General features: G+C 71.4%; 25 protein-coding genes and 1 riboswitch. Of the genes, 17 read left to right on the top strand and 8 right to left on the bottom strand.

Features of this window, described 5'->3' with window-relative positions; all coding sequences use genetic code 11:
* Window positions 1-181: 181 nt before the first annotated feature.
* The gene (locus tag IEY55_RS14415) at window positions 182-523 is read right to left on the bottom strand and encodes a hypothetical protein (RefSeq protein WP_189058023.1); all 342 of its coding nucleotides are present in this window, start codon (window positions 521-523) and stop codon (window positions 182-184) included.
* A 570-nt stretch (window positions 524-1,093) separates the two neighbouring features.
* Entirely contained in the window at window positions 1,094-1,837 is a 744-nt protein-coding gene (locus tag IEY55_RS14410) for a hypothetical protein (RefSeq protein ID WP_189058022.1), read from the bottom strand.
* A 643-nt stretch (window positions 1,838-2,480) separates the two neighbouring features.
* Between IEY55_RS14410 and IEY55_RS14405 the strand changes: the two genes are divergently transcribed.
* The 15 genes from IEY55_RS14405 (at window position 2,481) to gcvP (ending at window position 15,584) form a co-directional block, all read left to right on the top strand.
* Window positions 2,481-2,777 (top strand): hypothetical protein, encoded by a 297-nt coding sequence (locus IEY55_RS14405; protein WP_189058020.1) that lies wholly within the window; start codon window positions 2,481-2,483, stop codon window positions 2,775-2,777.
* 385 nt (window positions 2,778-3,162) lie between these two features.
* Window positions 3,163-3,606 (top strand): OsmC family protein, encoded by a 444-nt coding sequence (locus IEY55_RS14400; protein WP_189058018.1) that lies wholly within the window; start codon window positions 3,163-3,165, stop codon window positions 3,604-3,606.
* 301 nt (window positions 3,607-3,907) lie between these two features.
* Window positions 3,908-4,627, top strand: a complete 720-nt coding sequence (locus IEY55_RS14395) for a DUF6319 family protein (RefSeq protein WP_189058017.1) — start codon at window positions 3,908-3,910, stop codon at window positions 4,625-4,627.
* A gap of 246 nt (window positions 4,628-4,873) precedes the next feature.
* A complete protein-coding gene (locus tag IEY55_RS14390) occupies window positions 4,874-5,110 on the top strand; it encodes a hypothetical protein (protein ID WP_189058015.1) in 237 nt (78 codons plus the stop codon).
* 337 nt (window positions 5,111-5,447) lie between these two features.
* Entirely contained in the window at window positions 5,448-6,218 is a 771-nt protein-coding gene (locus IEY55_RS32045; protein WP_229686373.1) for an RNA-guided endonuclease InsQ/TnpB family protein, read from the top strand.
* 156 nt (window positions 6,219-6,374) lie between these two features.
* Complete coding sequence (gene clsA, locus IEY55_RS14380; protein ID WP_189058160.1) at window positions 6,375-6,980, top strand: cardiolipin synthase ClsA; 606 nt, start codon at window positions 6,375-6,377, stop codon at window positions 6,978-6,980.
* Entirely contained in the window at window positions 6,973-7,875 is a 903-nt protein-coding gene (locus IEY55_RS14375; RefSeq protein ID WP_189058013.1) for a DUF881 domain-containing protein, read from the top strand. The genes clsA and IEY55_RS14375 overlap by 8 nt, the downstream gene beginning before the upstream one ends.
* Window positions 7,872-8,228, top strand: a complete 357-nt coding sequence (locus tag IEY55_RS14370; RefSeq protein WP_268239312.1) for a small basic family protein — start codon at window positions 7,872-7,874, stop codon at window positions 8,226-8,228. Before IEY55_RS14375 ends, IEY55_RS14370 begins: the two co-directional genes overlap by 4 nt.
* Window positions 8,229-8,232: 4 nt before the next feature.
* Entirely contained in the window at window positions 8,233-8,979 is a 747-nt protein-coding gene (locus tag IEY55_RS14365; protein ID WP_189058011.1) for a DUF881 domain-containing protein, read from the top strand.
* A gap of 17 nt (window positions 8,980-8,996) precedes the next feature.
* Entirely contained in the window at window positions 8,997-9,383 is a 387-nt protein-coding gene (gcvH, locus tag IEY55_RS14360; protein WP_189058156.1) for a glycine cleavage system protein GcvH, read from the top strand.
* Between the two features lie 112 nt (window positions 9,384-9,495).
* Entirely contained in the window at window positions 9,496-9,960 is a 465-nt protein-coding gene (garA, locus tag IEY55_RS14355) for a glycogen accumulation regulator GarA (RefSeq protein WP_189058009.1), read from the top strand.
* A gap of 29 nt (window positions 9,961-9,989) precedes the next feature.
* A complete protein-coding gene (ftsR, locus tag IEY55_RS14350) occupies window positions 9,990-10,685 on the top strand; it encodes a transcriptional regulator FtsR (protein WP_189058007.1) in 696 nt (231 codons plus the stop codon).
* A 222-nt stretch (window positions 10,686-10,907) separates the two neighbouring features.
* Window positions 10,908-11,384: a bifunctional nuclease family protein gene (locus IEY55_RS14345; protein ID WP_189058006.1), complete on the top strand. Its 477-nt coding sequence runs from the start codon at window positions 10,908-10,910 to the stop codon at window positions 11,382-11,384.
* Between the two features lie 379 nt (window positions 11,385-11,763).
* Window positions 11,764-12,330, top strand: a complete 567-nt coding sequence (locus IEY55_RS14340; protein WP_189058004.1) for a MerR family transcriptional regulator — start codon at window positions 11,764-11,766, stop codon at window positions 12,328-12,330.
* A 76-nt stretch (window positions 12,331-12,406) separates the two neighbouring features.
* Window positions 12,407-12,504: riboswitch (glycine riboswitch) on the top strand.
* A gap of 170 nt (window positions 12,505-12,674) precedes the next feature.
* Window positions 12,675-15,584, top strand: coding sequence for an aminomethyl-transferring glycine dehydrogenase (gene gcvP / locus IEY55_RS14335; protein ID WP_189058002.1), 2,910 nt, complete (start codon window positions 12,675-12,677; stop codon window positions 15,582-15,584).
* Between the two features lie 138 nt (window positions 15,585-15,722).
* Here gcvP and IEY55_RS14330 read toward each other — a convergent pair whose 3' ends face one another.
* The 5 genes from IEY55_RS14330 to IEY55_RS14310 form a co-directional block, all read right to left on the bottom strand.
* Window positions 15,723-16,946 (bottom strand): substrate-binding domain-containing protein, encoded by a 1,224-nt coding sequence (locus tag IEY55_RS14330; protein WP_189058000.1) that lies wholly within the window; start codon window positions 16,944-16,946, stop codon window positions 15,723-15,725.
* A gap of 238 nt (window positions 16,947-17,184) precedes the next feature.
* Entirely contained in the window at window positions 17,185-18,000 is an 816-nt protein-coding gene (locus IEY55_RS14325) for a 3-methyladenine DNA glycosylase (RefSeq protein ID WP_229686397.1), read from the bottom strand.
* Between the two features lie 156 nt (window positions 18,001-18,156).
* Complete coding sequence (locus IEY55_RS14320; protein WP_189057998.1) at window positions 18,157-19,209, bottom strand: hemolysin family protein; 1,053 nt, start codon at window positions 19,207-19,209, stop codon at window positions 18,157-18,159.
* Window positions 19,206-20,567 (bottom strand): hemolysin family protein, encoded by a 1,362-nt coding sequence (locus IEY55_RS14315; RefSeq protein WP_189057997.1) that lies wholly within the window; start codon window positions 20,565-20,567, stop codon window positions 19,206-19,208. Before IEY55_RS14315 ends, IEY55_RS14320 begins: the two co-directional genes overlap by 4 nt.
* Before the next feature lie 532 nt (window positions 20,568-21,099).
* Window positions 21,100-21,675, bottom strand: coding sequence for a TIGR03086 family metal-binding protein (locus tag IEY55_RS14310; protein ID WP_189057995.1), 576 nt, complete (start codon window positions 21,673-21,675; stop codon window positions 21,100-21,102).
* A gap of 194 nt (window positions 21,676-21,869) precedes the next feature.
* Between IEY55_RS14310 and IEY55_RS14305 the strand changes: the two genes are divergently transcribed.
* Both IEY55_RS14305 and IEY55_RS14300 read left to right on the top strand, forming a co-directional pair.
* On the top strand, window positions 21,870-23,348 hold the full coding sequence (locus IEY55_RS14305) for a peptide MFS transporter (RefSeq protein WP_189057993.1): 1,479 nt from the start codon (window positions 21,870-21,872) through the stop codon (window positions 23,346-23,348).
* Between the two features lie 51 nt (window positions 23,349-23,399).
* Window positions 23,400-23,567, top strand: coding sequence for a DUF6191 domain-containing protein (locus IEY55_RS14300; RefSeq protein ID WP_189057991.1), 168 nt, complete (start codon window positions 23,400-23,402; stop codon window positions 23,565-23,567).
* Between the two features lie 101 nt (window positions 23,568-23,668).
* On the opposite strand, the gene IEY55_RS14295 is transcribed toward IEY55_RS14300, so the two are convergent.
* The gene (locus tag IEY55_RS14295) at window positions 23,669-24,973 is read right to left on the bottom strand and encodes a cytochrome P450 (RefSeq protein ID WP_189057989.1); all 1,305 of its coding nucleotides are present in this window, start codon (window positions 24,971-24,973) and stop codon (window positions 23,669-23,671) included.
* Between the last annotated feature and the right edge of the window lie 130 nt (window positions 24,974-25,103).

Below are 25,103 nucleotides of genomic sequence, written 5' to 3'. Positions count from 1 at the left end.
TACCGCGCCCCTCGACCCCCGAACCGGGCCGTCAGGAAGGGACGCGAGGGAGAGACGACCCGGAGCTCAACACACCGGGCGTGGTCGGCCACATTCTCACCGAGCCGGATGGTCGCGGTGCGGTGGGCGCGTTTGGCCGGCGGGGAAGAAGCCCACGCGCACCGCGGTCACCGGCCGGCGGTCACACCGTCGCCACGGCCGCGGGCTCCCGGGAGGACAGCTCGGGCTCGCGGCGTGCTCCCGCCTTCACCTCCACTTCGCACACCCGGCTGACCTTGTTGCCGTCACAGCCCGTCAGGCGCCAGACCCGGACCAGCCACCGGGGGTCGACCAGCGGCTGCCGCTTGGCCACGAACTCCTCGAACAGGGCGCGCGCGTAGTCCTTGGCCGTGGTCTGGTTGAGACGCTGGTCGGTGCGGCCGACGTAGAAGCCGTGGTCGTTGATCTCCTCGGCGTGCACGAGGGCCCGTTGACCGCGTCTGATTGCCCAGTACTCGACTCGGTGCCAATGGTCCAAGTCCATGAGGCTCGCCTTCTCCATGTGCTGGTTGCCCCGCCGGATGGCGCTCGAAGCTACAACCAGGACAACCGGCGGGAAATCCCCTGACCGGGGAGATCGTGCTCCGAACGAGCGGGCGGGTTGACCCGGGTGCCACCGGGGCAGCGGCCGGACGGCGGCCATCGTGTTCCCGGTCTTGCCTGCACCGCGAGGGCACTCCCTACACCGGTTCGTCAAGTACGCGAGTGTGCACTGTGGACAACCGCGCCTGGCTGTGGATGCCCGTTTGACTCGCGTTTTTCCAGCTCAGTAGCCTTGACGCGGGGCGTCAGCCCCCGGAGAGGGCGGGGGCTGGGCTTCGGGTGGGCCTCGGCTCCGGGAACCGCTGGAACAGCTAGGGTTCGCACACCGCCGCGGTTTCCCCGCGGGCGGCGTCGCCGTGAGAGCGTGCGCGGCGTGCGAACCACCAGGCCGGTTGCGCCAGGATGCTCCGGGCTCGGTGGCAGGTTGCCGGGTCGCACGGGACGGACTCCGAAACGACAACCGCCCGGCCCCCGGGACTACCGGAACCGGGCGGGCTGTAGGTGACGCGGCTCAGGCGCGCACGACGTGGACGACGAGGCCCTGCCGCACCGTCGTGAGCGTGACGGGACCGGTCAGCTCACCGACGGGAAGACCGTCGCGCACCAGCCGGTAGCCGCCGGTCACCGGCTCGATCGTGACCTCGTCGGTCAGGTACTCCTCTTCAATGTCCGGGCTGGTCACCCGCACCCGCAGTTCGTGCTCCTTGAGCCCGGCGCCGACCTGGGCGCCCCGCACCACGTGCCGCGTGCCACCGACCGTCAGCGAGACCTCGGCCCGCTCCGGGTCCTCCGGAAGCAGCGTGACCTGCGAAAGCGCGAAATCCGTCTGCTCGGCAGCACGCACGTCGATCAGGTCCCAGTGCCGCTGGTCGACCTCCGCGGCGGCGCCACCGGCGGCCTCGTCGAGCGTGAGCAGCGGCACGCGCAGCGTCGCGGCGATGCGGTGGGCGTCCCAGGACCCGGCGCCGGCCACGTTCACCACTGCGGCCACCGCGAGGCCGGTGCTGTCGGGCGTGGGCCAGCTGTCCGGTGCCGGGGTGGCCTCGACCGACCGCACACCCAGCGACGACAGGTGGCCGCGCACGGTCCGGGCGCGGCGCCGGCTCTCCCGGTCGAACCCGCGTACCACCGTCACGACGTGCTCGCTCACCGCCGCGGTCCGGGCAGCGGCCTCGGCGAGGACGACGAGCGGGGACCACGGGACCGCCGCGGCAACGCGGTCCGGCGAGGTGAAGGGTCCCGTGGTCGTCGTCATGGGTGGGTCTCCCGAGGTTCGGTCAGGACGTTGGTGGAACGTCGGTTGCAACGTCGATCTGGACAAACGGTCGGACGCTGTGGCCGACGCTGGTCCTGCCCGAACCCTAATCCGGCGTGAGAGTTCGTCGCATGCTCAAGTGGCCTTGATCCGATGTGAAGAACATCGCTTTCGGTAACGGCAACTCGGCGGCGACCCCGTTCGTTCTCTCTGGCCCGGGTGAAACCGGCAGGTCACGCGAGGGTGTGGTTTAACCGATACAGCACGTGGTACCGACGCAGTAGAAAGCGTTCGATGCTCACCAGAGCAGCAGGAGCGGGTGTCGGGTGTGGAGCACCGCGACGACCGTCCCGGCCGCCGTTTGTTCCGCATCTCGGCACGTGGTACGGGTGCAGCACGGTCTGTCGCACGCGAGCCTTCCCGGTCCGAGCGGATGGAGAGCTGCGTCACCGGCGTGCCCTGCGGCCGGAGTGGCCCGTGCGGGTGCGTCCGCCGGGACGTATCCGCTGGTCCGGCAAGGGGTTTCCGGGGCGTTTGGCTGGACCGGTCGGGTGGTGGGCGACGGGAGGTGTACCCGGTAGGGCGCGGGAACCTCTTTTCCAGCGACCCCTGTATTAAAAGGAGCTGAGTGGGGATGAGCAGCATGACTGCTTCGCGGGAGGTCCCCGACGCCGACCAACTCTGTCACCGCCACCTGGCCCTGCTGCGCGCGGTTGCCGCCGGCCGGGCCGAGCTGACCTGCAGCCAGGTGCCGTACCTACGGGTGGACGGCTTCTGGTGCGACCACACGACGGTCGCGGACCTGGTGCGCCGCGGGCTGATCCGGCCGGCCCGCCCGGGCCCGGTCGACGAGCTGGTGCCCGCCGAGATCACCGACCCCGGCCGGGAGGTGCTCCGCAGCCGGGAGGCGTCGTCCGACCCGTCCCCGATGGCCGGTTGATACCCACCGGCACCTCGCCGAAACCTCGGGTGTGCCCCGGCGCGACTCCCGGGGCCCACCCGACCCCACCGCCCGGATCCGGTTCATAGTGACTAGCCTGCCGGGGAAGGTCGTCCCCGAGCCCGGGCAGGACAGGTGAGCCACCTCAGCTACGGCCGGAGCCGCACGACTGCCCTGCGCCGCGAAGTTCCCGGTTTCCTCGTCGCCCGGCAGACCCGGCGGAGGTGGCATGTCCCGGGGAGCTCCCTGCCCTGTCTCGTTCCACCGCCTCGGCGGTGGGTTTGGTTCGGCCGGTCCGGGTGGCGATCATGGAGCCCAGCCCGGTCAGGCTGGCTCCACGTCGGTGCCCGGGCGAGGACGGCGGTGCCGGCGGAGAGGAGTGCGGGTGAATCCTTCACCAGTTGAAGTGCATCGGGAGAGCAGCGGCTTCTTCGTCGCCACCAACGCGCGTGGTGCCCGGATCAGGATCGGGCGGGTGGCCGACGGCGCGGACTTCTCCCCGGTGGAACTCCTGCTCGCGGCGCTGGGTGCCTGCGCGGGGCTGAGCGCGGAAGGCGTGGTCGGTCGGACCGTGGGGGAGGAAGCCCCGATGGCCGTGCACGTCGCCGGCACCAAGGACAAGCCGACCAACCGCCTGGACACCATCCGGATGGCGTTCGACGTTGACCTTTCAACCCTCGACGACGACGAACGCGCCACTTTGGCCATCAAGATCGTTCGCGCGGTCGAACGCGGTTGCACGGTCAGCCGCACCGTGGAACCCGGAACGTCGGTGGAGCTTGCTCCGCTGCCGGGTGGACCTGGCAGTGCGGGGGAGCCGCGTTCCTGACGCTCTTCGGTGGACGCCGTCATCACAACCTTCGTCCGGCTCGGCGTTGGGCAGGTTGCCTTTCACCAACCGGCCGATGGACGCGGTGGTCCTCGAACCACCCTCTATAGGAGTGGTTTGCTTGCCACCAAAGGAAATCATCGCTACAAAAGCTCTCGTGTCATCGGGCCGGCGCAGGTGACCGGCACCGTGCCACGGTCGCTGTGGTGATCACCTGTGGCGGGGTCGTTACCAGGTTGTCAGGGCGATAGGGCAGGCTTCGGCCGCGAATGATCAGCGTCTTTCCTTGAGGAGAACCGTCATGCCCCGACCGCGTCCGTTGTCGGAGGAGGAACTGGAGCAGCTCCGGGCGGAGCTGTCGACCGGCCGGGAGCCGAGCGTGTGGTTCACGTCGGCAGCGGTCGGCGTGGAGGCTGGCCGCTCCGGCCGGGTCGTGGCCCTCGGCGACCCGGCCGACGGCGACTACATCCAGGTGCGCCCCACCGGCTCGAAGGATGTGTTGGCCTTCTCGGCCACCGAGGTGACCACCGTCAAGCCGCCGCGGAAGAAGAAGGCCGCCGAGCCGCCGACCCGCAAGCGGGCCAGCGCCCCGGTGGCCGCCGCCAGCACACCGGCCGCCTCGGTCGCCGCACCGGTGCGGCCTACCCACACCGCCAAGGCCGAGCCAGCCACCGAGCGGCCCGTTGCCGCGCCGGCGTCCACCCCGCCCGCGCAGCCCCCGGCCAAGCCCAAGCGGGGTGGGCGCAAGCCCGTGGACCCGCCGGCCGTCGTCGTCACCCTCAGCTCCACCGCCGAGGGGGAGTGGCTGGTCGAGGTGGTCACCGGCAAGAAGCGCACCGTCCGGGGGCTGTCGGTCAGCCCCGGGGCGGTCGCGCAGGCGGCCCGAGCCCTGCACCCGGACGTTTCCGCGGCCATCGAGACCGTGCTCGACGCCGCCCGCGAGCGGCAGCGGACCCGGGTTGAGCAGCTGCAGGCCGAGCTGGAGGCCGCCCGCCGCATGTTGTCCGAACTCTCCGAGTGACGGTCGCGTGATGGCTGCCCCGGCGGCGGCACCACCGCCCGGCGACGCCCGGGCGGCTGGCCGCCGTTCGGGGAAGCTGATCAGTCCTCCCGGTCACCCGGCTGCCCTTCACCGACGGTGACGAGCCGGTCGGCGCGGGGCGGGCCGATTTCGCCATACCCCACGTCACCGCCGGTCCACAATCTGTCATCTCGGCTAACGCAATACGAGTGTCGACCGACACGCGTGACGGAGGTGTAGTCAGAGATGAGCGCCAAGACCGCGACCGCGCCCGAAGAAGACACAGCCAGCGACACCGCGGGGGTGACGGCGAGCCTGCCGACCGCGCTGTGCAGCGTGGTGTGGAGCGGCGGTCACCCCTACGTGCGAGAGGGCCACAACGGCCGGGCCCGCTGGGTGGGACTGGACGACCGGGGCCGGCCACTCACCCTCACCGACGCCGAGCTCGCCCGCCGGGGCTGGAGCCGTCGAGCGAGTGGGTGAGCGACGGGGGACGTGTGTCCGCGGAAAGCGCGGACCATGCCGCTCGTCCTGTGTTCTGTGAGGGCCGACGCCCCCACACCCCAGCCGGGGCAAGCCCGGACCCCCTCCGTTGGTTACTTGGCGAGTTCTGGCTGCGGTCGGCTGGCTGGCCTCTCGTTGGCAGACACTGATTCGGCTTGGTTCAGCCATTGGGCGGTGTGGCGGTCGCGTCGTCTTGATTGAGTTCGTGGGCCGGTTGGACGGTGCAGCTTCGTCTGCGGGAATGTGCCGGCGGCGGGGCTGAGAACGCGGATGGAGCCGTGCCGGTCCTGATGGCCGCTTGGTCGGGGTTCCGGGCGTGACCGATGCGGATGGGTTCGTGGCGAACCCTCGCCAGCTCGACCAGGCGCAGCGTCGTCTGCGCAAGGTGTCGCGGCGTTGCTCACGCCGCCGTGGCCCCGATCGCCGTACCGGGCAGAAACCATCTCGGCGTTGGTTGAAGGCCAACGCCCACCGGACACGGCTGCCTCAGCGGGTGGCCAACCTGCGTCAGGATGGCCTGCGCACGTTCACCACCGCACTCGCGGCCCGGTTCGGCACCGTGGTGGTCGAAGACCTCAACGTATCCGGCATGCTGGCCAACCGGTGGCTCGCGCGGCACATCGCCGACGCCCGTTTCGGTGAGGTCCGCCGACAGCTCGACTACAAGACCCGCTGGCGTGGTGGTCGACTGGTCGTCGCCGACCGGTGGTATCCCTCCAGCACGACGTGTTCGGACTGCGGCGCGGTGAAAGCCAAGCTGCCGCTGCGGGTCCGGGTGTTCACTTGCGACGAGTGCGGCCTCGTGCTCGATCGTGACCTCAATGCTGCCCGCAACCTCGCCGCACTCGTGGACGAGGTCACGGGCAGCACGTCCACGGCGAGTCGCGTCGGGACGGTAAACAGGCCCGCTGGAAACGCTGGTAAGACCCACCTCGTGGGCACGGGTACCGCCACGGAAAGCCCACGAGGGCAACGCCGCGCCGCAAGGCGCAGGCTCGGGACACGTTCCTACACGTTTCCTGAACGGTTCCCTGGTCCTTCCGGGGGTGGTTGGTCGCGGTGGTGTCTGTGGGTGGACCGGCACTGATCGGGAGTGGATGCCGATGTGGCACCCTGTCCACACGGGACGCAGGACGTGGATCGGCCGTCGTGCCGGTTCGCCGCGTGCCCGGCAGGGGAGGAGAGTTCTACGGTGGCGCAGGGTCCGGGGGAACAGGCCGGGAAAGCTGCGGCCTCGCGAGCGGTGGCGGTCGACCAGACGGTCTCCGACCGCGTGTTCACCGTCCCCAACCTGCTGAGCGTGGTCCGGCTGGCCGGGGTTCCGCTGTTCCTCTGGTTGCTGCTGGGCCCCCACGCCGACGTGTTGGCGCTGGTGGTGCTGGTCGTCAGCGGCATCACCGACTGGCTGGACGGCAAGCTCGCCCGCCTGCTCAATCAGTACAGCCGGCTGGGCGCGGTGCTGGACCCGGCCGTGGACCGGCTCTACACCCTGGCCACCCTGTTCGCCTTCCTGATGCGCGACATCGTCCCGTGGTGGGTGGTGGCCGCGCTCGTCGGCCGCGACGTGGTGCTCGGGGTCTGCCTGTTGCTGCTGCGCCGGCGCAACATCGCGCCTCCGGAAGTGCACTACCTCGGCAAGGCCGCCACGTTCAACCTGCTCTACGCCTTCCCGCTGTTGCTGCTGGCGCAGGGTGGATCCACGGCGGCGGAGATCGCCCGGCCCATCGCCTACGCGTTCACCACCTGGGGAGGCGCCCTCTATGTCTGGTCCGGCGTGCTCTACGTGATCCAGGTGGTGATGGGCGTGCGGGCGGCGCGAGCGGGAGTCGCGGGAGCCGCGGGTGCGTGACGAATCCCGGAGCGATCCCGCCGTACCCGAACCCGACCACACCGGCACGCGGTCGGCCGGACCGGAGCCCGACCGGCGGATGGACTTCGCCGCCTCCCTGCTGCGCGGCCTGTTCGTACAGCGCCTGGACCCCGGCTACGAGGAGGCGTCGCGCCGGCGGGGCGGTCGCCCCGCCCGCGGTCCGGCCCAGCTCGCCTGGGTCGTGATGGGCGCGCTGCTGGTCGGGGTGGTGTTCGCGGTGGCCGCCCTGGACGCGGCCCGGAGGGCGCCGGGTACCGAGACCGCCCAGCGCAGCCTCGCCGAGGACGTGCGGGAAGCCCGGGCACAGACCGACGAGCTGGGCCGGCGCGCGGCCGAGCTGGCCCGCGAGATCGACGCGGCGCGTCGCTCCGCGCTGCGGGCCGGGCCCGGCCAGGCCGAGCTGGAGCGGCTGGCCGAACTCGAGCAGGCCACCGGGGCGACCGGCGTGACCGGGCCCGGCCTGCGGGTGACCGTGGACGACCCGGAGGGCCGCAACGTCCTGGACCGCGATCTGCAGGTCCTGGTCAACGCGCTGTGGTCGGCCGGGGCGGAGGCGATGTCCGTCGGTGGGGTGCGGCTACAGCCCAGGGCGACCGTCCGGCAGGCCGGGGGCGCCATGCTCGTGGACAACCGGCCGATCCGCCGGCCCTACGTACTGGAGGCGATCGGCGCCCCGGACCAGATGCACACCCGGTTCGTGAACACCGACGGCTACGGCCGGTTCAACGCCTTCACCCAGCTCTACGGGACGACGTTCGCGGTGGAACGCGTGGAGACACTGCGCCTGCCCGCCGCGAGTCCCGGGCAGCCCCGGGTGGCGGCCGAACCCGGCGCGACGCCGCCGGACGTACCCAGCCAGGAGGGACCTCGGTGAGGACGTCGTTGCTCGGCCCGGTCATCGGACTGCTGGCGATGGCCGTGGGCGTGGCGGTGGGACTGTGGCTGGACCCGACGGTGCCGTCGGGGCTGCAGCCCTACCTCCCGATCGCCGTCGTCGCCGCGCTCGACGCGGTGTTCGGCGGCGCGCACGCCCTGCTCGACGGCCGGTTCGACGCCAAGGTCTTCGTCGTATCGTTCGTGTCGAACGTGCTGGTCGCGGCGTTGATCGTGTTGCTGGGCGACGCGCTGGGCGTGGGCGCCCAGCTCACCACCGCGGTCGTCGTGGTGCTGGGCATCCGGATCTTCAGCAACGCCGCGGCCATCCGTCGCCACCTCTTCAAGGCGTGAGGCCATGACCGGCTCCGCGAAGCACCAGCTCGACCAAACTCGGGAGGCCGAGGTCCGGCCGGCCGGTCTGCGTGTGCACCCGTTGCTGTCCGGCGTGCTCATCGCCCTGCTGTGCGTGGCGTTGGGGGTCGCGTTGGCGACGCAGGTCCAGCGCACCCGTTCCGGCGACACGCTCAACGAGCAGCGGCCGCAGGACCTGGTGGTCCTGCTGGACGGTCTGCAGCAGCGAGAAGCCGCGCTGCGTAAGGAGATCGCCGACTCCGAGGCGACCCTGCAGCGGTTGCGGGCGGCCGGCGACTCCTCGGCCGCGGCCCTGGAGGAGGCACGCCGCCGGGCCGCCGCGCTGGCCGTGTTGTCCGGCGCCTCGCCCGCCGTCGGACCGGGGGTGCAGGTCGCGGTCGCCGACCCGGCTGGCAAGATCGGGCCCGACGTGCTGTTGGACGTGCTGCAGGAGCTGCGCGCCGCGGGGGCGGAAGCGGTGCAGGTGGGGGAGGTCCGGGTGGGAGTCGACTCGGCCTTCTCCGGTACGGCCGGCGATGTCCGGCTGGACGGGGTCGCCCTGTCCGCACCGTTCCCGGTGCTCGCGATCGGGGATCCGCCGACGCTGGCCGCGGCGTTGAACATCCCGGGCGGGGTGGTCGACACCGTGGAGCGCGTCGGCGGGACGGTGCAGCTCCGGCAGGTCGAGCGGGTGGAGATCAATGCCTTGCGGCCCGTCCGAACGCCCAAATACGCTCGGCCGACCGGTTGAGGAGTGAGGAGAAACCGCTGGTGGTTCCAGAGGAGCTGAGGTACACCGAGCAGCACGAGTGGGTGGCTCGGACCGGCGATGACACCGTGCGGGTGGGCATCACCGACTATGCCCAGGGGCAGCTCGGCGACGTGGTGTTCGTGCAGCTTCCCGAGGTGGGCCGGAAGGTCACCGCCGGCGACTCGCTCGGCGAGGTGGAGTCCACCAAGAGCGTGTCGGACATCTACGCCCCGCTGTCCGGCGAGGTTGTGGCCGTCAACGAGGCCGTGGTGACGGCACCGGAGACGATCAACGAGGCGCCCTACGGCGACGGGTGGCTGGTGGAGGTCAGGCTCGACGACCCGGCCTCGGTGCAGGGGCTGCTGGACGCGGCGGGCTACCGCGACAAGATCGGCGAGGTCTGAGGAGATGATCTTCGGTTTCGGCTCCCGGAAGAGGCGGGAGTCGGGGCGAACGCGCCGTGACCGGCACGGTACGTTGGGACACATCGTAGGAACCATCAGGAGGAGAGCTCAGGTGAGCACGAACGAAGGGCCCGGCGTCCCGCCGGAGAAGGCGGCGGAGAGCACCTCTGTCTTCCGGGCCGACTTCCTCGCTGACGCCGAGGGCACCGCGGCTCCCGAGTCGGAGGCGACGGTCTCGGGCGTGGACGCGCTGCCCGCCGGCTCCGCCCTGCTGGTGGTCAAGCGTGGGCCCAACGCCGGTTCCCGGTTCCTACTCGACCGGGACACCACGAGCGCGGGGCGGCACCCCGACAGCGACATCTTCCTCGACGACGTCACGGTCTCCCGACGGCACGCCGAGTTCCGCCGCGAGGGCGGCGAGTTCGTGGTGGTGGATGTGGGCAGCCTCAACGGCACCTACGTCAACCGGGAGCCGGTGGACACCGCGGTGCTGGCCAATGGCGACGAGGTCCAGATCGGCAAGTTCCGCCTGGTGTTCCTGACCGGCCCGGGCAACGGGGGCCAGGGGGCGCGGTGACCGCGGCCGGGCGGTCCCAGCGCGGAGGGATGAGCATCGGGGCGGTGCTGGCGCAGCTTCGCCCCGACTTTCCCGAGGTGACCATCTCCAAGATCCGCTTCCTCGAGTCCGAGGGGCTGGTTCACCCGGCGCGCACACCGTCCGGTTACCGGCAGTTCTCGGCCGCCGACGTCGAGCGGCTGCGGTTCGTGCTGGCCGCGCAGCGGGACCACTACCTGCCGCTGAAGGTCATCAAGGAGCAGCTCGACGCCATGGACCGGGGCCTGCCGCCGGGCGCCCCGGCGGCGAAGCTGCCCCGCGGGCTGGTCGCGGTGGACGGGCTGCCCGGGCCGGGGGAGTTCGCCGGCGCCGAGCCCGCCCGGCTCGGCCGGGCCGAGCTGCTGGCCGAGGCCGGCGTGGACGAGCCGCTGCTGATGGAGCTGGAACAGTACGGGTTGGTGCGCCCCGGCCCGGCCGGCGGCTACGACGCCGACGCGGTGGCGGTGGCGCGGACCGTGAAGGCCATGTCGGTGTTCGGGATCGAGCCCCGGCACCTGCGGGCCTACCGGGCCTCGGCCGACCGCGAGGTCGGCCTGTTGACGCAGATCGTCACGCCACTGGCCCGGCAGCGCGATCCGCAGGCCCGGGGCCGGGCGGAGGAGGTCATGAGGGAGCTGGCGGCACTGTCGGTGTCGCTGCATACCCTGCTGGTGAAGACCGGGCTGCGTACTGCCCTGGGTGGGTGAGGGTTAGGTCACTCGATCGGGGCGGCGTGCGGAATGGCCCGCTCGGGAAACCGGGTCCGGGCTGGGATGCACGCTCGTTCCGTGACGAACGGGTAACCAAAATGCAGCCGAACAGGCGAAGGGCGGCGTTCCACGCCCCGGACGGGTAGCGTCGGAGACGACGGTACGCGATCCTCGTCGGTACGGGGGCGCCACGGTTGCGTGCTGGAGGAGGCGAGACCGATGAGCAGCGAGATGCGCGTCGTCGGCGTACGGGTGGAGCTGCCCGCCAACCAGCCGATCCTGTTGCTGCGCGAGTCCGATGGCGACCGGTACCTGCCGATCTGGATCGGGACCATGGAGGCCAGCGCGATCGCGCTCGAGCAGCAGGGCGTGCGGCCGTCCCGGCCGCTGACCCACGACCTGCTCAAGGACGTGATCGCCGCGCTCGGCCGGGAGCTGCGCCAGGTCCGCATCACCGACCTCCAGGAAGGCACGTTCTTCGCCGAGCTGATCTTCGACGGTGACATCCGGGTCTCGGCCCGGCCCAGCGACTCGGTGGCGCTCGCCCTGCGGGTCGGGGTGCCGATCCACGCCGAGGAGGGCGTGCTCGCCGAGGCCGGCCTGGTGATCCCGGACGAACAGGAGGACGAGGTCGAGAAGTTCCGGGAGTTCCTGGACTCGGTCTCGCCGGAGGACTTCCGCGGCGCCGATACCTGAGGCCGCGCTCGCCGGCCCTGCTCCAGCACGACGTCAACCCACGGCGCCCCTCCCGCACCACCCACGGGAGGGGCGCCGTCGTTCGGTCCGGTCCCAGCCCGCGGCCGAGCGCGGTCGATGGCCCGCCGATCGGGTGATGCCGGGGGCGCTTCGGGGGCCGCCCCGGCGGCACCGCAACCTACCGTAACCCTCAACTAGAGCTTTATGTTCTGGCCCGCCCGCGCGTCGCGTTGACCGGCCGGACAGCCGGTCTTACCGTCGAGGTCGAGCGAATCGCGCCGGTGTGATTCGGCGAGATCGCGGATTCCGCTCGCGTCCCCCGCCCGCCGGGTGGGCGGGCGCGGTCGTCGGCCGTCGGGCCGGACGAGGGGAGGCAGGCGTGGTCGAGGAAACGCCCAACCGGGACGGTGCCGGTGCGCAGGGCGAGTTGTTCCCGGACACCGCGCTGCCGGACGAGCTGGTCGGCTACCGCGGCCCCGCGGCCTGCCAGATCGCCGGGATCACCTACCGGCAGCTCGACTACTGGGCCCGTACCGGCCTGGTGCAGCCATCGATAAGGAGTGCGTCGGGCTCGGGGAGCCAGCGGCTGTACTCCTTCAAGGACATCCTGGTACTCAAGGTCGTCAAGCGGCTGCTGGACACCGGTGTCTCGCTGCAGAACATCAGGGTCGCCGTCGACCACCTGCGGCGCCGCGGCGTGCAGGACCTCGCCCGCATCACGTTGTTCAGTGACGGCACGACGGTCTACGAGTGCACCTCCCCCGAGGAGGTCGTCGACCTGCTACAGGGCGGCCAGGGCGTGTTCGGGATCGCGGTGAGCGGCGCCATGCGGGAGATCAGCGGGACCATCCACGAGTTCCCGGCCGAGCGGGCCGACGGCGTGGAGATCTCCCCACCCACCGACGACGAGCTGGCCAAGCGGCGTCGGGCCCGGCGCACCGGCTGACGGCCGTGACGCAGCACACCTCGGGCCGCCTGATCCGGATCCGGCGGTGGACGGGGTAACCTGCGCGTGTAGTCGCTGACCCCATGCGGGAGAGTCCACCGCCCCGACGGCGGTGGCGCCGAAGGAGCAACTCCTCCCCGGAACCTCTCAGGCCGCCAGGACCGCGTGGGCGAGATGCCTCTGGAAAGTGGGCGCGCACCCGCGGGCGCGTGACCCCGCCGACGGTGCAAGCCCGGCCGGGCCGGGTGAAGCTCTCAGGCGTCCGCCGGGTGCGGGCACGGACAGAGGGGGAGGGCGCGGAGCCGTCGTTCCGCATGCCCGTCCCCCGACGCCGGAGGCGCAACATGACGCAGGCGACCAACCAGCTCCGAGCCGGCCACACCCCGTTGGCCGAGCTGGAGAGCGGCACCCCGTTCGTCGACCGCCACGTGGGCCCGCGGCCCGCCGAGCTGGCCAGGATCCTGTCCACCGTGGGGGTCGGCTCGCTCGCCGAGCTGGCCGATCGCGCGGTACCGGAGGCCATCCGGGAACGCGGGCTCACCATGGCGTTGCCCGAGCCGGCCAGCGAGGCCCAGGCGCTGGCCGAGCTGCGCACGTTGGCCGACCGCAACCGCCGGGCCGTGCAGATGATCGGCCTGGGCTACCACGGCACCGTGACGCCACCGGTGATCCTGCGCAACGTCCTGGAGAACCCGGCCTGGTACACCGCCTACACGCCGTACCAGCCGGAGATCTCGCAGGGCCGGCTGGAGGCGTTGCTGAACTTCCAGACGGTGGTCGGCGACCTCACCGGACTGCCGGTGGCCAACGCCTCGATGCTGGACGAGGGCACCGCCGCGGCCGAGGCGATGACCCTGGTGCGGAGGGCCGGCCGCTCCCGGTCGGCGCGGTTCGTGGTGGACGCCGACACGCTGCCCCAGACCCTCGCGGTGCTGCAGACCCGCGCCGAGCCGCTGGGCATCGAGATCGTCGTCGCCGACCTGTCGCAGGGGCTGGAGGGCCTCGGCCTGGGCGAGGACTTCTTCGGCGTGTTGCTGTCCTACCCCGGTGACTCCGGCGTGGTGCGTGACCACGAGTCGGTCATCGCCGAGGCGCACGCGCGCGGGGCGATGGCCGTGGTCGCCGCCGACCTGCTGGCGCTCACGTTGCTCCGCCCGCCCGGCGAGATCGGGGCCGACGTCGTGATCGGCACCACGCAGCGGTTCGGGGTGCCCATGGGCTTCGGTGGCCCGCACGCCGGGTACATGGCGGTCCGCCAGGGCCTGGAGCGGCAGCTGCCCGGCCGGCTGGTGGGCGTGAGCGTCGACGCCGACGGCAACCCCGCCTACCGGCTGGCACTGCAGACCCGCGAGCAGCACATCCGGCGGGAGAAGGCGACCAGCAACATCTGCACCGCACAGGTGCTCCTCGCTGTCGTGGCCGCGATGTATGCCGTCTACCACGGCCCTGAGGGGCTGCGCACGATTGCGACCCGAGTGCACCGGATGGCGACCGTCCTGGCCGCCGGGCTGTGCGAGGGCGGTGTCGAGGTCGCGCACGGCGACTTCTTCGACACCGTGGTGGCCCGGGTGCCGGGCCACGCGGATGAGGTGGTGGCCGCGGCCCGGAAGCTGGGCGTCAACCTGCGCGCGGTCGATGCCGACCATGTGGGGATCTCCTGCGACGAGACCACCACCCGGGAGCACCTGGAGCTGGTCTGGCGGGCCTTCGGCGTCACGGTCGGTGATGTCGACGGACTGGACGGCGACACCGCCGACGCAATCCCGCCGGAGCTGCGCCGCACCTCGGAGTACCTGACTCACCCGGTGTTCCACCAGCACCGGTCCGAGACCGCGTTGTTGCGGTACCTGCGTCGGTTGGCGGACGCCGACATCGCGCTCGACCGCAGCATGATTCCGCTGGGCTCGTGCACGATGAAGCTCAACGCCACGGCGGAGATGGAGCCGATCACCTGGCCGGAGTTCTCCGAGCTGCACCCGTTCGCCCCCGCCGAGGACGCGGCCGGGCTGCTCCAGGTGGTGTCCGACCTGGAGCGGTGGCTGGCCGAGATCACCGGCTACGACGCGGTGAGCCTGCAGCCGAACGCCGGGAGCCAGGGCGAGTTCGCCGGCCTGCTGGCGATCCGCGCGTACCACCGCAGCCGCGGCGAGTCCGGCCGTGACGTCTGCCTGATCCCCTCCAGCGCGCACGGCACCAACGCCGCGAGCGCGGTGATGGCGGGCATGCGTGTGGTCGTGGTGCGGTGCGACGACAACGGCAATATCGACATCGACCACCTGAGCGAGTTGGTCACGACGCACGCTGACGACCTCGCCGCGATCATGATCACCTACCCTTCAACGCACGGCGTGTACGAGGACACCGTGCGCGAGGTGTGCGGCTTGGTGCACGACGCGGGGGGCCAGGTCTACGTCGACGGCGCCAACCTCAACGCGCTGATCGGTCTGGCCCAGTACGGCAAGTTCGGTTCCGACGTCTCGCACCTGAACCTGCACAAGACCTTCTGTATCCCGCACGGCGGCGGCGGTCCCGGTGTCGGCCCGATCGGTGTCCGTGCGCACCTGGCGCCGTTCCTGCCCAACCACCCGCTGCAGCCGGCGGCCGGCCCGGAGACCGGTGTCGGACCGATCGCCGCGGCCCCGTGGGGTAGCGCGTCGATCCTGCCGATCTCCTGGGCCTACGTCCGGATGATGGGCGGTGCGGGGCTCACCAAGGCCACGCTGACCGCGGTCGCCGCCGCGAACTACATGGCCAGGCGACTCGAGCCGTACTACCCGGTGCTCTACACCGGTGCGGGTGGTTTCGTGGCCCACGAGTGCATCCTCGACCTCCGGCCGATCACCAAGGCCACCGGCGTGACCGTGGACGACGTGGCCAAGCGGCTGGCCGACTACGGCCTGCACGCACCCACGATGTCGTTCCCGGTGGCCGGGACGCTCATGGTCGAGCCGACCGAGAGCGAGGACCTGGCCGAGCTGGACCGCTTCTGCGAGGCCATGATCGCGATCCGGGCCGAGATCGACCGCGTGGGCTCGGGCGAGTGGCCGGCAGACGACAACCCGCTGCGCAACGCGCCGCACACCGCCGCGTCGTTGGCGGGCAAGTGGGACCACCCGTACACGCGGGAGGAGGCCGCTTTCCCCGCCGGGCTCGACAAGCCCAAGGCGTGGCCGGCGGTGCGGCGGATCGACCAGGCCCGCGGTGACCGCAACCTGGTCTGCTCCTGCCCGCCGCTGTCGGCCTACGAGAGCTGACCGGACGGATCTGACCACATCGGAAACCACGAACGCGCCCGCCGGCGGAATGCCGGTGGGCGCGTTCTTTCGTGGCGGGTTGGCAGAGACAGGATTGCCGGGTGACCGGGATCCACCCGAAAGCGCCTGCCCCGGCGCCTAGTGCGTGGCGGTTTCGGCCCAGCTCTTGGGGAGTTGCTCGGCGACGTCCCGGGGGAGTGCAGGGACCTGTGTGCCCAGGGGCTGCCAGCGCAGGCCGGGGGAGGAGGTGGGGTGGTCGGCGGTGGCGCGCACCCGCAGGCCGGCCGACGCGAACAGCCGTTGCTGGGCGTCCTCCCGCAGGAACTCGCGGAACTTCTGGGCCGCGCGCAGCTGCACCTCGTCGTCCTGCCCGCCGGAGCTGGCGAGGCCGACGAACGGGAAGTCGGCGACCGGGCTCGGCCCATCGGCCAGCAGGCCGATCAGCGGCATGGACGGGCGCGGCGCGCCGTCGGCACCGATGTTGCGCCGGTACAGATCGATCTCGGTGGCCGGGACAGCAACGAACGGGGTAGCGGCCATGTCCTTCTGTTCGGCCAACTTGACCAGCGCGTCCCGGGTGGTGCCGGGAACCTCAGCCGGCTGCGCCTTCGCGAGCTGGCTCAGCGCGTCGGAGACCGGTTGCGAACCCAGCACGTCGGCGGTCAGGGGTCCCGCGGCGTTCGGCCCGGCACCCGCGAGCGCGGCCCCCACCGCGAACAGGCTCGCGGGGTTGGCGGCGGGGTCCGGGACGGCCACGGTGAAGCGGCCCCACTCGGGCTTGCCGAACCGGTTCCAACCGTCGGGGGCGGCGGTGAGCCCAGGGAGGTCGGCCCAGCGGAACCGGTCCTTGTCACCGCCGACTAGTGGCTGCGCCCCGGCGTCCGGGACCGCGAGCAGCACCGGGCTGGTGCCAACCGACTCCGGCTGCGTGGCCACCGCATTGCCGTCCTGTGCGGCCAGCCGGTCGACCCACAACGTGGAGTCCGGCAGCCAGGCATCGGGGCGCGGACCGAGCTTCGCCTCGTCCCAGGTTCCGGTGAACCCGTCGAGCACCGCCTTGGGCTCGGCCTCGGTGACCCGCACGGTCACGCAGTGGTCCTGGATGACCGGACGCTTCGTGGCCCACTCGCTGGCCGCGCGGCGGACCGGCTCGGCCACGCCCGGGGTGACCGCCACGGTCAGCGTCGCCTCGCCGTCCACGCAGGTGCCCGCCTCGGCCGCGGCCCGGCGTTCCAGCAGCCCGCCGAGCCAGCTCCAGCCCAGCCAGCCGACGACGACCAGCAGCACGAGGCCGAGCACCGCGATCGGCCAGCCGGCCACCCCGCGGCGGCTCGCGGAGCCCAGCGCGCGGTGTCGACCCATCGGACGCTCCCTTTGCCTGCAACCGGCGGCCTGACTGCACGCCGTAGTCGTTGCGGGTGATCGGGCCGGCGGATCGACCCGGATTCCCGGCGTATCACGCTAACAGGGGATCTTATGTGGTCAATCGTGCTTACATTCAGTTAGCACCGGTGTCGTGTGGCTCACGGCGGTGTTGAATCGCTCGCCGTCGGGCTTCGCTGTGCGCCCTCTCGCCGCGCGTTGCAATGCTCGTCGCCCGTCACCTCGCGTATGCCAGCAGCGCACGGCACACCTCGACCAGCCGGGCACGCAGCGGCGCGGCGCGCTCAGCGAAGTCGGCCTGCTGCCGCGCGTACTCGGCCCGCCCCTCAACGGTCTCGATCCGCACCGGCGAATACCCCAGGGCGGTGAGGTCGTAGGGACTCGCCCGCATGTCCAGCTCCCGTACCCCGACGGCGAGTTCGAAACAGTCGGCCACCAGTTCCGAGGGCACGAACGGGTCGAGCTTGTAGGCCCACTTGTAGAGATCCATGTTGGCGTGCAGGCAGCCCGGCTGCTCCAGCCGGAGCTGGTCCTGCCGCGTCGGCTGCAGCGTGTTGCGCGGCCGGGCGGGCGGGGTGAAGAACCGGAACGCGTCGAAGTGGCTGCACCGGATCGGCAACGACTCCACGACCCGGTCGGTCCCGCTCGACCCGAGCCGCAGCGGCCACCCGGCGTGCCGGACCTCCTCCTGCGACGACCGGTACACCATGGCCCACTCGTGCAGGCCGAAGCAGCCCAGCCGGGGCGGGCGGGCGGCGGTCGCCGTCAGCAGGGCCAGCACGAACTCGGCGGTGCGCCGCCGGTTCGGGGTGAACGCGTCCGGGTCCAGCTCGACCCCCGCCGCCACCTCGCGGTAGCCCGACCAGCCCAGGTACTCGCGAGCGGACTCCCCGGCGAGCACGACCCCCGGCCCGGGGTGCCACCGCTCCAGGCGTGCCGGGCGGTGCGAGTAGTAGGTGAAGAGGAAGTCGAGCACCGGATGCTTCTGGCCGTCGGCCCGGCGGCGCAGGTGCGGCTCGGTCCACCGACGCATCCGCCGCACGTGCTCGTCCCGCCGCGCGCGCCAGGTCGCCTCGACCAGGACGACGGGACCGGCACGGCGGTCGGTCTTGGGAGTGAGCAGGTCCGACACCACCACCCCACCACCGTACGGTGGCCCGACGCCAACGGGTGACCGGGCACCCGTGCGTCAGCGCCGCTGGCCGTTGACGTGCGTGCCGTCCCGCACGGTCCCCACGTACTCCTCGAGCAGGTCCTCCAGCGCGACCACACCGCGCAGCTCACCGTCCGGCCCCACCGCGCGGGCGAGGTGACTGCGGGAGCGGCGCAACGCCGACAGCGCCTCGTCCAGCCGGGCGTCGGCCGGCAGCTCGGGCAGGCCCCGGACCCTGGTCCGCGGGACCGGCGTCACCGGGTCCGCACCCGCCAGCTCCAGCACGTCCTTGACGTGCAGGTAGCCGACCAGCCGGCCGTCGCCGGTGCGCAGCGGGAATCGGGAGAAGCCGGTCTCCGACACCGCCCGCGCCACGTCGCCCACGGTCGGCCGGTCCGGCACGGTGGTCAGCCGGTCGACCGGGACCAGCACGTCGGCGACCGTGCGGCCGGCCGACGACAGCGTCTGCGCCAGCCGGCGGTGCTCCGGCTCGTCGAGCAGGCCCTCCCGCCGCGCCTCCCCCAGCATCTCCGCCAGCTCCGCACTGGTGTAGGCGGTGTCCAGCTCGTCCTTGGGCCGCACTCCGAACAGCCGCAGCGTGCCGTTGGCGATCAGGTTGAACAACGCGATCAACGGTCGCACCAGCCGCACCACCGCCACGTGCGGCGGCACGAGCAGCAAAGCCATCCGTTCCGGGCCGGCGATGGCGATGTTCTTGGGCACCATCTCGCCGAGCACGATGTGCGCCACGGAGAAGATCGCCAATGCGATGACGAAGGCCAGCGGGTGCACCACCGCGCCCGGCACGCCGAACGGGTGCAGCAACCGTTCCATCTGGTGGGCGATCACCGGCTCGCCCAGCGCACCCAGCCCCAGCGAGGAGACCGTGATGCCGAACTGGGCGCCGGCCAGCATCAGCGAGATGTTCTCGCCGGCCCGGATGACCGTCCGCGCCCGCTGGCGCCCCTGCTCGAGCAACGCCTCCAGGCGGTCCCGGCGCGCACTGATCAGGGCGAACTCCGCGCCCACGAAGAAGGCGTTGGCCGCCAGCAACAGCACCGCGATCGTCAGCGAGACCAGATCGCTCATTGCACTGTCTCCCGCGGTCGCCGCTGCTCGGGCGGAGTGGCCGAGAGGTCGGCAACGCGCGCGACACGCAACTCGGCCACGCGGTGCCGGTCCATGCGCATGACCGTCAGCCGCCACCCGGCGTAACGCGCCTCGTCGCCGACGATGGGGATGCGGCCCAGCCGGGCCACCACGAACCCGGCGAGCGTCTCGTAGTCACCTTCGGGGATCCGAAACCCGGTCGCCTCGGCCAGCTCGTCCCCGCGCAGCAGGCCCGACACCATCCAGCTGTGCCGGCCCAGCGGCCGAACCGGGGAGACCTCCAGCGGATCGTGCTCGTCCCGCACGTCGCCGACGATCTCCTCGACCACGTCCTCCAGGGTCACCAGCCCGGCGGTCCCGCCGTACTCGTCGACGACCACGGCGATCTGTAGGCCGGAACCGCGCAACCGGTCCAGCAGGGCGTCCCCGTCCAGCGTCTCCGGCACCGTTGGCACCGGGCGGGTCAACGCCGAGACCGGGGTGGTGCCGCGCTGCGCCACCGGAACGGCGAACGCCTGCTTGACGTGGACGATGCCCTTGATGTCGTCGAGGTCACCGGCGTGCACCGGGAAGCGGGAGTAGCCGGTCCGGCGGGTGGCCTCGATCAACTCCAGCACGGTGTCGTCGGCCCGCAAGGTCTCCATCCGCACGCGCGGCGTCATCAGCTCGCTCGCCGTGCGCTCCACGAACCGCAGCGAACGGTCGAGCAGGGTGGCGGTGCCCGGGTCGAGCGTGCCGTGCGCGGCACTGGCCCGCACCAGCGACCCCAGCTCCTGGGGTGAGCGCGCGGACCGCAGCTCCTCGGCCGGCTCGATACCCATCCGGCGCACGATCCAGTTGGCGGCGTTGTTCAACGCGTTGATCAACCAGCGGAACGCGGTGGAGAAGGCCGCCTGGATCCCGGCGACCGCACGCGCGGTCGCCAGCGGCCGGGCGATGGCCAGGTTCTTGGGCACCAGCTCGCCGAACACCATCGACAGCCCGGTGGCCAGCAGCAGGGCCACCGCCAGCGAGACCGGCTCGGCAGCAGCCCGGGGCAGACCGATCAGGGTCAGCCCGGGCTCCAGCAGCCGCGCGATGGCCGGCCGGGCGATGAAGCCGGTGACCAGCGTGGTGATGGTGATACCCAGCTGGGCACCGGAAAGCTGGAAGGACAGGGTGCGGTGCGCCTGCCGGACGCTGCGCGCCCGCCAGTCACCGACCCGCTGGGCGTGCGTGTCGACCTGGCTGCGCTCGAGCGCGGTCAGGGAGAACTCGGCCGCGACGAAGATGGCGGTGCCGAGAGTGAGCAGAACGACGGCAAGCAGGCCGAGCACGCTGAGAAGGACCCCGGTCACCGAATGCTCCCCAGGTCGGTGTCCGGGTCAGGATGGCAGCCGGGTGATCCCGGCTCGCTACTGCAACCTGGCGACTGGGCGTCGCACACGGAACGTGTCACTCCTTGAGCTGCGGTTGTTCGTACGCATCAGTGTATACGGGGAGTAAGGAAGGAGGACGATCTCCCGTAAGAAAGCCCCAGTCAGGTTGTAGCGGGCGACTGGCCGAGTGAATTCCCCCGGTGCCTCGGCCGGCGCCGGTAGGTTGCCCTGGTCACCGGCGGTTGTTGACGATGCCGTCCGGCCCCGGTTCGGGTGGCCGGGCACCCCGACTTCCTCCCGCTTCACCGTCTGTGCGGGTTGCCGCTTGCGCGTTCCGGATAGCGGTTACCCGCCTTCCGGCCGGGGGCCACGTGAGCAGATCCCGCAAGCGGTGTCACCTCGCCCGCGCGAGCACGCACCGGGAGCACCACGTCCTCCGGAGCGGACAGGCCGAATCCTAGGCGCCAACGACCAGTCGATCAGCTCGTCGAGGCCCGTCTTTCCCGCGTCCTCAGTGCTTCGGCGCGGGCTCGCGCCCGGCCAGCGCGAGCAGCTTGGCCTGCAGATCGGCCGAGCCCGCCACCGTCACCGCCGGCGCAAAGACGCCGGCGGCCCGCCAGGACTCCGCCTGTGGGCGCAGGACCAGGTAGACGACCTGGACCAGTTCCTCGTCGAGCCGTTCGTCGGCGCCGACCGCGCGGGCCAGGTCCCAGGCGTGCACCGCGAGGTCGATGGTCATCTGCCAGCCGTACTCGCTCGCCGGGAGCAGCCCGGAACTGGTATGGACCTGTCCGTCCAGTGCCCCCGGCTGCCGGAAAGCCGCCCCGGCGCCGGAGGCGGCTCGGTCCCAACTGGCGACCGGGTCCGAGCCGAGTTGATCACCGTCGAACCGGTCACCGACGTCGGCCAGCGTCGCCCCGCGCAGCAGCCACGGCGCCCACAACTGTTCGGAGACCAGGTGGTTGACCAGGTCGTGCACCGTCCACTCGGTGCACGGCGTCGGCGCCGGCCACTGCTCGTCCCCGACCGCGTGCACCCGACGGCCGAACTCACCGAGGGCCCGTTCGTGCGCCGTCAGGAGATCCATGTGACGAGTACAACATTGTCCGGATCGGACCGCGCACCGACCCTGGAGCGAGCGGCCGCCGGGAGGGTGTGGTGTAGACCACGGCGGCCCTTGTTTGGTTTCGGAGTGCTACCAAAACCGGCGTAGCCTCCGGCCGTCGTGCGCGGACGGTAACCCCCGGACGCGCGGTCGAGGGGAAAGAAGGGCAACTCAACGTGAGCGCTACGGCGAGCGCGGCCCCGGTCAGCGAGGATCGGGGCTTTTTCGGGCACCCACGCGGGCTGGCCACCCTGTTCTTCACCGAGATGTGGGAGCGCTTCTCCTACTACGGGATGCGCGCCATTCTCGTGCTGTTCTTCACCGCCTCGGTGGCCGACGGCGGCATGGGGATGGAGAAGGGGCTGGCCAGCTCACTGGTCAGCGTCTACGGGGCGGCGATCTACATGTCCGCGCTGGTCGGCGGATGGCTCGCCGACCGCATCCTCGGTGGGCAGCGGTCGGTCTTCTACGGCGGCGTGCTCATCATGGCCGGGCACATCTGCATGGCGCTGCCGTTCGGCGCGACCACCGTCTACCTCGGTCTGCTGCTGATCATCCTCGGTACGAGCCTGCTCAAGCCGAACATCTCCGCGGTCGTCGGCGGGCTCTACAGCGAGCAGGACCGGCGTCGTGACGCGGGCTTCTCCATCTTCTACATGGGGATCAACATCGGTTCGTTCGCCGGCCAGATCATCACCGGCTACCTCGGCGAGGAGATCAACTGGCACCTCGGGTTCGGCGCGGCCGCGGTCGGTATGGCGCTCGGCCTGGTCCAGTACAGGCTGGGCGGGCGACACCTGAGGGGCGCGGGTGCGACCCCGCCGAACCCGCTCACCACCGAGGAGCGGAGCAAGGCGTTGGCCCGGTTCGGGCTCGCCGCGGTCGTGCTGGTCGTCGTCGGTGCGGCGCTGTATTTCCTGGGGCGCCTTGACGCCAAGGGCGTCACCGACGTCATCAGCCTGGCGTCGCTGCTGCTGCCAATCGCCTACTTCACGATGATGATGCGCAGTCCGAAGACGACGAACGTGGAACGGGACCGGCTCAAGGCATACGTCCCGCTGTTCCTTGCGGCGGTGCTGTTCTGGTTGATCTTCGAGCAGGCGGCGAACGTCCTCAACCTCTACGCGCAGGGCCGGGTGGACCGGAACCTGGCCGGGTTCGAGATCCCCGCGTCCTGGTTCCAGTCGGTGAACCCGCTGTTCATCATGGTGCTCGCGCCGCTGGTGGCCTGGGTGTGGATCAGGCTGGGTGACCGGCAGCCGTCGACCCCGCGCAAGTTCGCCATGTCGCTGGCCGTGGTCGGCAGCTCGTTCGCCGTGCTGGCCCTTGTCTCCGTCATCACCGACGGCAAGGTGAGCCCGCTGTGGCTGCTGCTGGTCTACGGGATCCAGACCGTGGCCGAGCTGCTGCTGTCCCCGGTGGGCCTATCCGCCACGACCAAGCTGGCCCCGGCGGCCTTCACCTCGCAGATGATGGCGATGTGGTTCCTCGCGACCGCTGCCGGCTACGGCATCGCGGCGCAGGTTGTGCCGTTCTACTCCCCGGAGAACGAGCTGCCGTACTTCGGCATCCTCGGTGCCTGCGCGGTGGCGCTCGCCGTCCTGGTCTGGATTGGGGCGAAGCGGATCAGGGGCTTGATGCACGGCGTGGGCTGAGCCGCCTTCTGACCCGTGGGGCCAGGGTGCGCTACGGCGTACCTTGGCCCCATGTGGTTGGGAGAGCTGTTCTCGTCGGGTGCGCGGCACCAGCGGGAACACCGTGAGTGGTCGCTGCTCTACCGGCGGGGGCAGTACGAGGCCGGTGCAGACCCGCTCGACCTCGACTCCGGCGTGGTGCGCCTGGAGAGGCGCCGGCCGGCTGAGGAGAGCGACTAGTCGTTCCGGCCACACACCCGGACCGTGGCGGCGGTCCAGGCCCGTTGTGCAGGAAGCCCCCATAACGCCCCGTAACCCCTCTGACACCGACAAGACGGCGACTAGGCCAGGACCTCGCGGCGGCCGGCGATGCACCGGACGGGGAGGCTGCCGACGCCGTGGATGAGGCGCGAGGAGCGGGGCCGTGGCGCGCCGGCCAGCTCCAGCGCGGGGAATCGTTGGAACAACGCCCGCAGCGCCACCGCACCTTCGATCCGCGCCAGGCCCGCTCCGAGGCAGTAGTGAATCCCGCCGGAGAACGACAGGTGGTCGCGGGCGTTCTCCCGTCCGATGTCGAAGCGGTTCCGGTCGGCGAACACAGCCGGATCCCGGTTCGCCCCGCTCAGTAGCAACAGGACCGGTGTGTGGCGGCGCAGCAACGTACCGGCGAGCGTGACGTCCTCCTTGGCCACGCGCATCGTGAACTGCACCGGCGACTCGTAACGCAGCACTTCTTCGACCACGTTGTCGGCCAGGTCGGGGTTTGCCAGGAACCGTTGCTTCTCCCGGGGATGGGACAGCAGGGTGAGCACCCCGTTGCCGATCAGGTTCACGGTCGTCTCGAAGCCGGCGACGAGCAGGAGTTGAGTGGTCGCGACCAGGTCCGCCGGCCCCACCGGCGCACCGTCGACCCGCGCCGCCAGCAGGTCGCTCATCACGTCGTCGCCGGGGTGTTGTCGTTTGTGGGCAAGCAGTTCGTCGAAGAACGTGCCCATTTCCGCCACGGTCTGCTGGAGCCACCGCAGCTCGCGGACCGTACGTACCCCGTCGAGGGTCCGCCCGAGGACCTGACCCCACCGGGCGAACCGCTCGTGCTGTGGCTCGGCGATGCCGAGCAGGTCGCAGATGACCTGGATCGGGACCCGCACCGCGAACTCGGTGATGAGGTCGATGGGCCGTGAGGTGTCCAGGCGGTCCAGGTCCCGCTCGACGACCTGCTCCACCCGTCCTACGCGTTCCCGCAAGGCACGCGGGGTGAACCATGGTGCCGCCAGTCGACGGAGCCGGGTGTGGTCCGGCGGATCCTTCGACAGGAACGAGTCGTTGATCGGGTGGATGGACGAATCGGTGGACAGCGCCTCGCGTGGCCGCAGCCGGGTCCACGGGTCCTCCGGCAGCGGTACCACGCCGAAGCGGTTGTCCCGAACCACCTCGCTGACCACGGGGTAGCTGGCGCTCGCCCACAGGCCCAACCGACTCCGCACCACCGGGCCCGCCTGACGGACCGCGTCGTACCACCGCGGCAGCGGGTCGGTGCCGGGCTGCAGCACCCGGGCGACCGGATCGCCGAGTCGCGCGTAGGTCCAGATCGCCCCGCGGGCGGTGAACAGCGACAGAGCCATGCGGAACCCGGTGCTGGCCGTCATCGCCACCTCCCTTGACGGGGCGGTCCGGGCGGCACCGGCACCACCCGTATCCACGATCGCGCCGTGGTCGGAACGGCGTAAGACCCAGGAGGGTGAATAATGTTCACCTTTTTCGCCGGGTGGATGCCGC

It is taken from the genome of Longimycelium tulufanense (genome assembly GCF_014645795.1).
Taxonomy (GTDB): domain Bacteria; phylum Actinomycetota; class Actinomycetes; order Mycobacteriales; family Pseudonocardiaceae; genus Longimycelium; species Longimycelium tulufanense.
Note: the sequence above shows the minus strand (reverse complement) of the source record. Positions and strands in the feature narration are given on the sequence as shown.

What these genes read in the sequence shown, in the direction of transcription:
- IEY55_RS14390 (WP_189058015.1), top strand. Translation starts at nt 4,874, where the DNA reads ATGAGCGCCAAGACCGCGACCGCGCCCGAAGAAGACACAGCCAGCGAC.
- ftsR (WP_189058007.1), top strand. Translation starts at nt 9,990, where the DNA reads ATGAGCATCGGGGCGGTGCTGGCGCAGCTTCGCCCCGACTTTCCCGAG.
- IEY55_RS14395 (WP_189058017.1), top strand. Translation starts at nt 3,908, where the DNA reads ATGCCCCGACCGCGTCCGTTGTCGGAGGAGGAACTGGAGCAGCTCCGG.
- IEY55_RS14300 (WP_189057991.1), top strand. Translation starts at nt 23,400, where the DNA reads ATGTGGTTGGGAGAGCTGTTCTCGTCGGGTGCGCGGCACCAGCGGGAA.
- IEY55_RS14330 (WP_189058000.1), bottom strand. Translation starts at nt 16,946, where the DNA reads ATGGGTCGACACCGCGCGCTGGGCTCCGCGAGCCGCCGCGGGGTGGCC.
- IEY55_RS14405 (WP_189058020.1), top strand. Translation starts at nt 2,481, where the DNA reads ATGACTGCTTCGCGGGAGGTCCCCGACGCCGACCAACTCTGTCACCGC.
- IEY55_RS14415 (WP_189058023.1), bottom strand. Translation starts at nt 523, where the DNA reads ATGGACTTGGACCATTGGCACCGAGTCGAGTACTGGGCAATCAGACGC.
- IEY55_RS14365 (WP_189058011.1), top strand. Translation starts at nt 8,233, where the DNA reads ATGACCGGCTCCGCGAAGCACCAGCTCGACCAAACTCGGGAGGCCGAG.
- IEY55_RS14295 (WP_189057989.1), bottom strand. Translation starts at nt 24,973, where the DNA reads ATGACGGCCAGCACCGGGTTCCGCATGGCTCTGTCGCTGTTCACCGCC.
- IEY55_RS14310 (WP_189057995.1), bottom strand. Translation starts at nt 21,675, where the DNA reads ATGGATCTCCTGACGGCGCACGAACGGGCCCTCGGTGAGTTCGGCCGT.
- IEY55_RS14325 (WP_229686397.1), bottom strand. Translation starts at nt 18,000, where the DNA reads ATGCGTCGGTGGACCGAGCCGCACCTGCGCCGCCGGGCCGACGGCCAG.
- gcvP (WP_189058002.1), top strand. Translation starts at nt 12,675, where the DNA reads ATGACGCAGGCGACCAACCAGCTCCGAGCCGGCCACACCCCGTTGGCC.
- IEY55_RS14410 (WP_189058022.1), bottom strand. Translation starts at nt 1,837, where the DNA reads ATGACGACGACCACGGGACCCTTCACCTCGCCGGACCGCGTTGCCGCG.
- IEY55_RS14345 (WP_189058006.1), top strand. Translation starts at nt 10,908, where the DNA reads ATGAGCAGCGAGATGCGCGTCGTCGGCGTACGGGTGGAGCTGCCCGCC.
- IEY55_RS14320 (WP_189057998.1), bottom strand. Translation starts at nt 19,209, where the DNA reads ATGAGCGATCTGGTCTCGCTGACGATCGCGGTGCTGTTGCTGGCGGCC.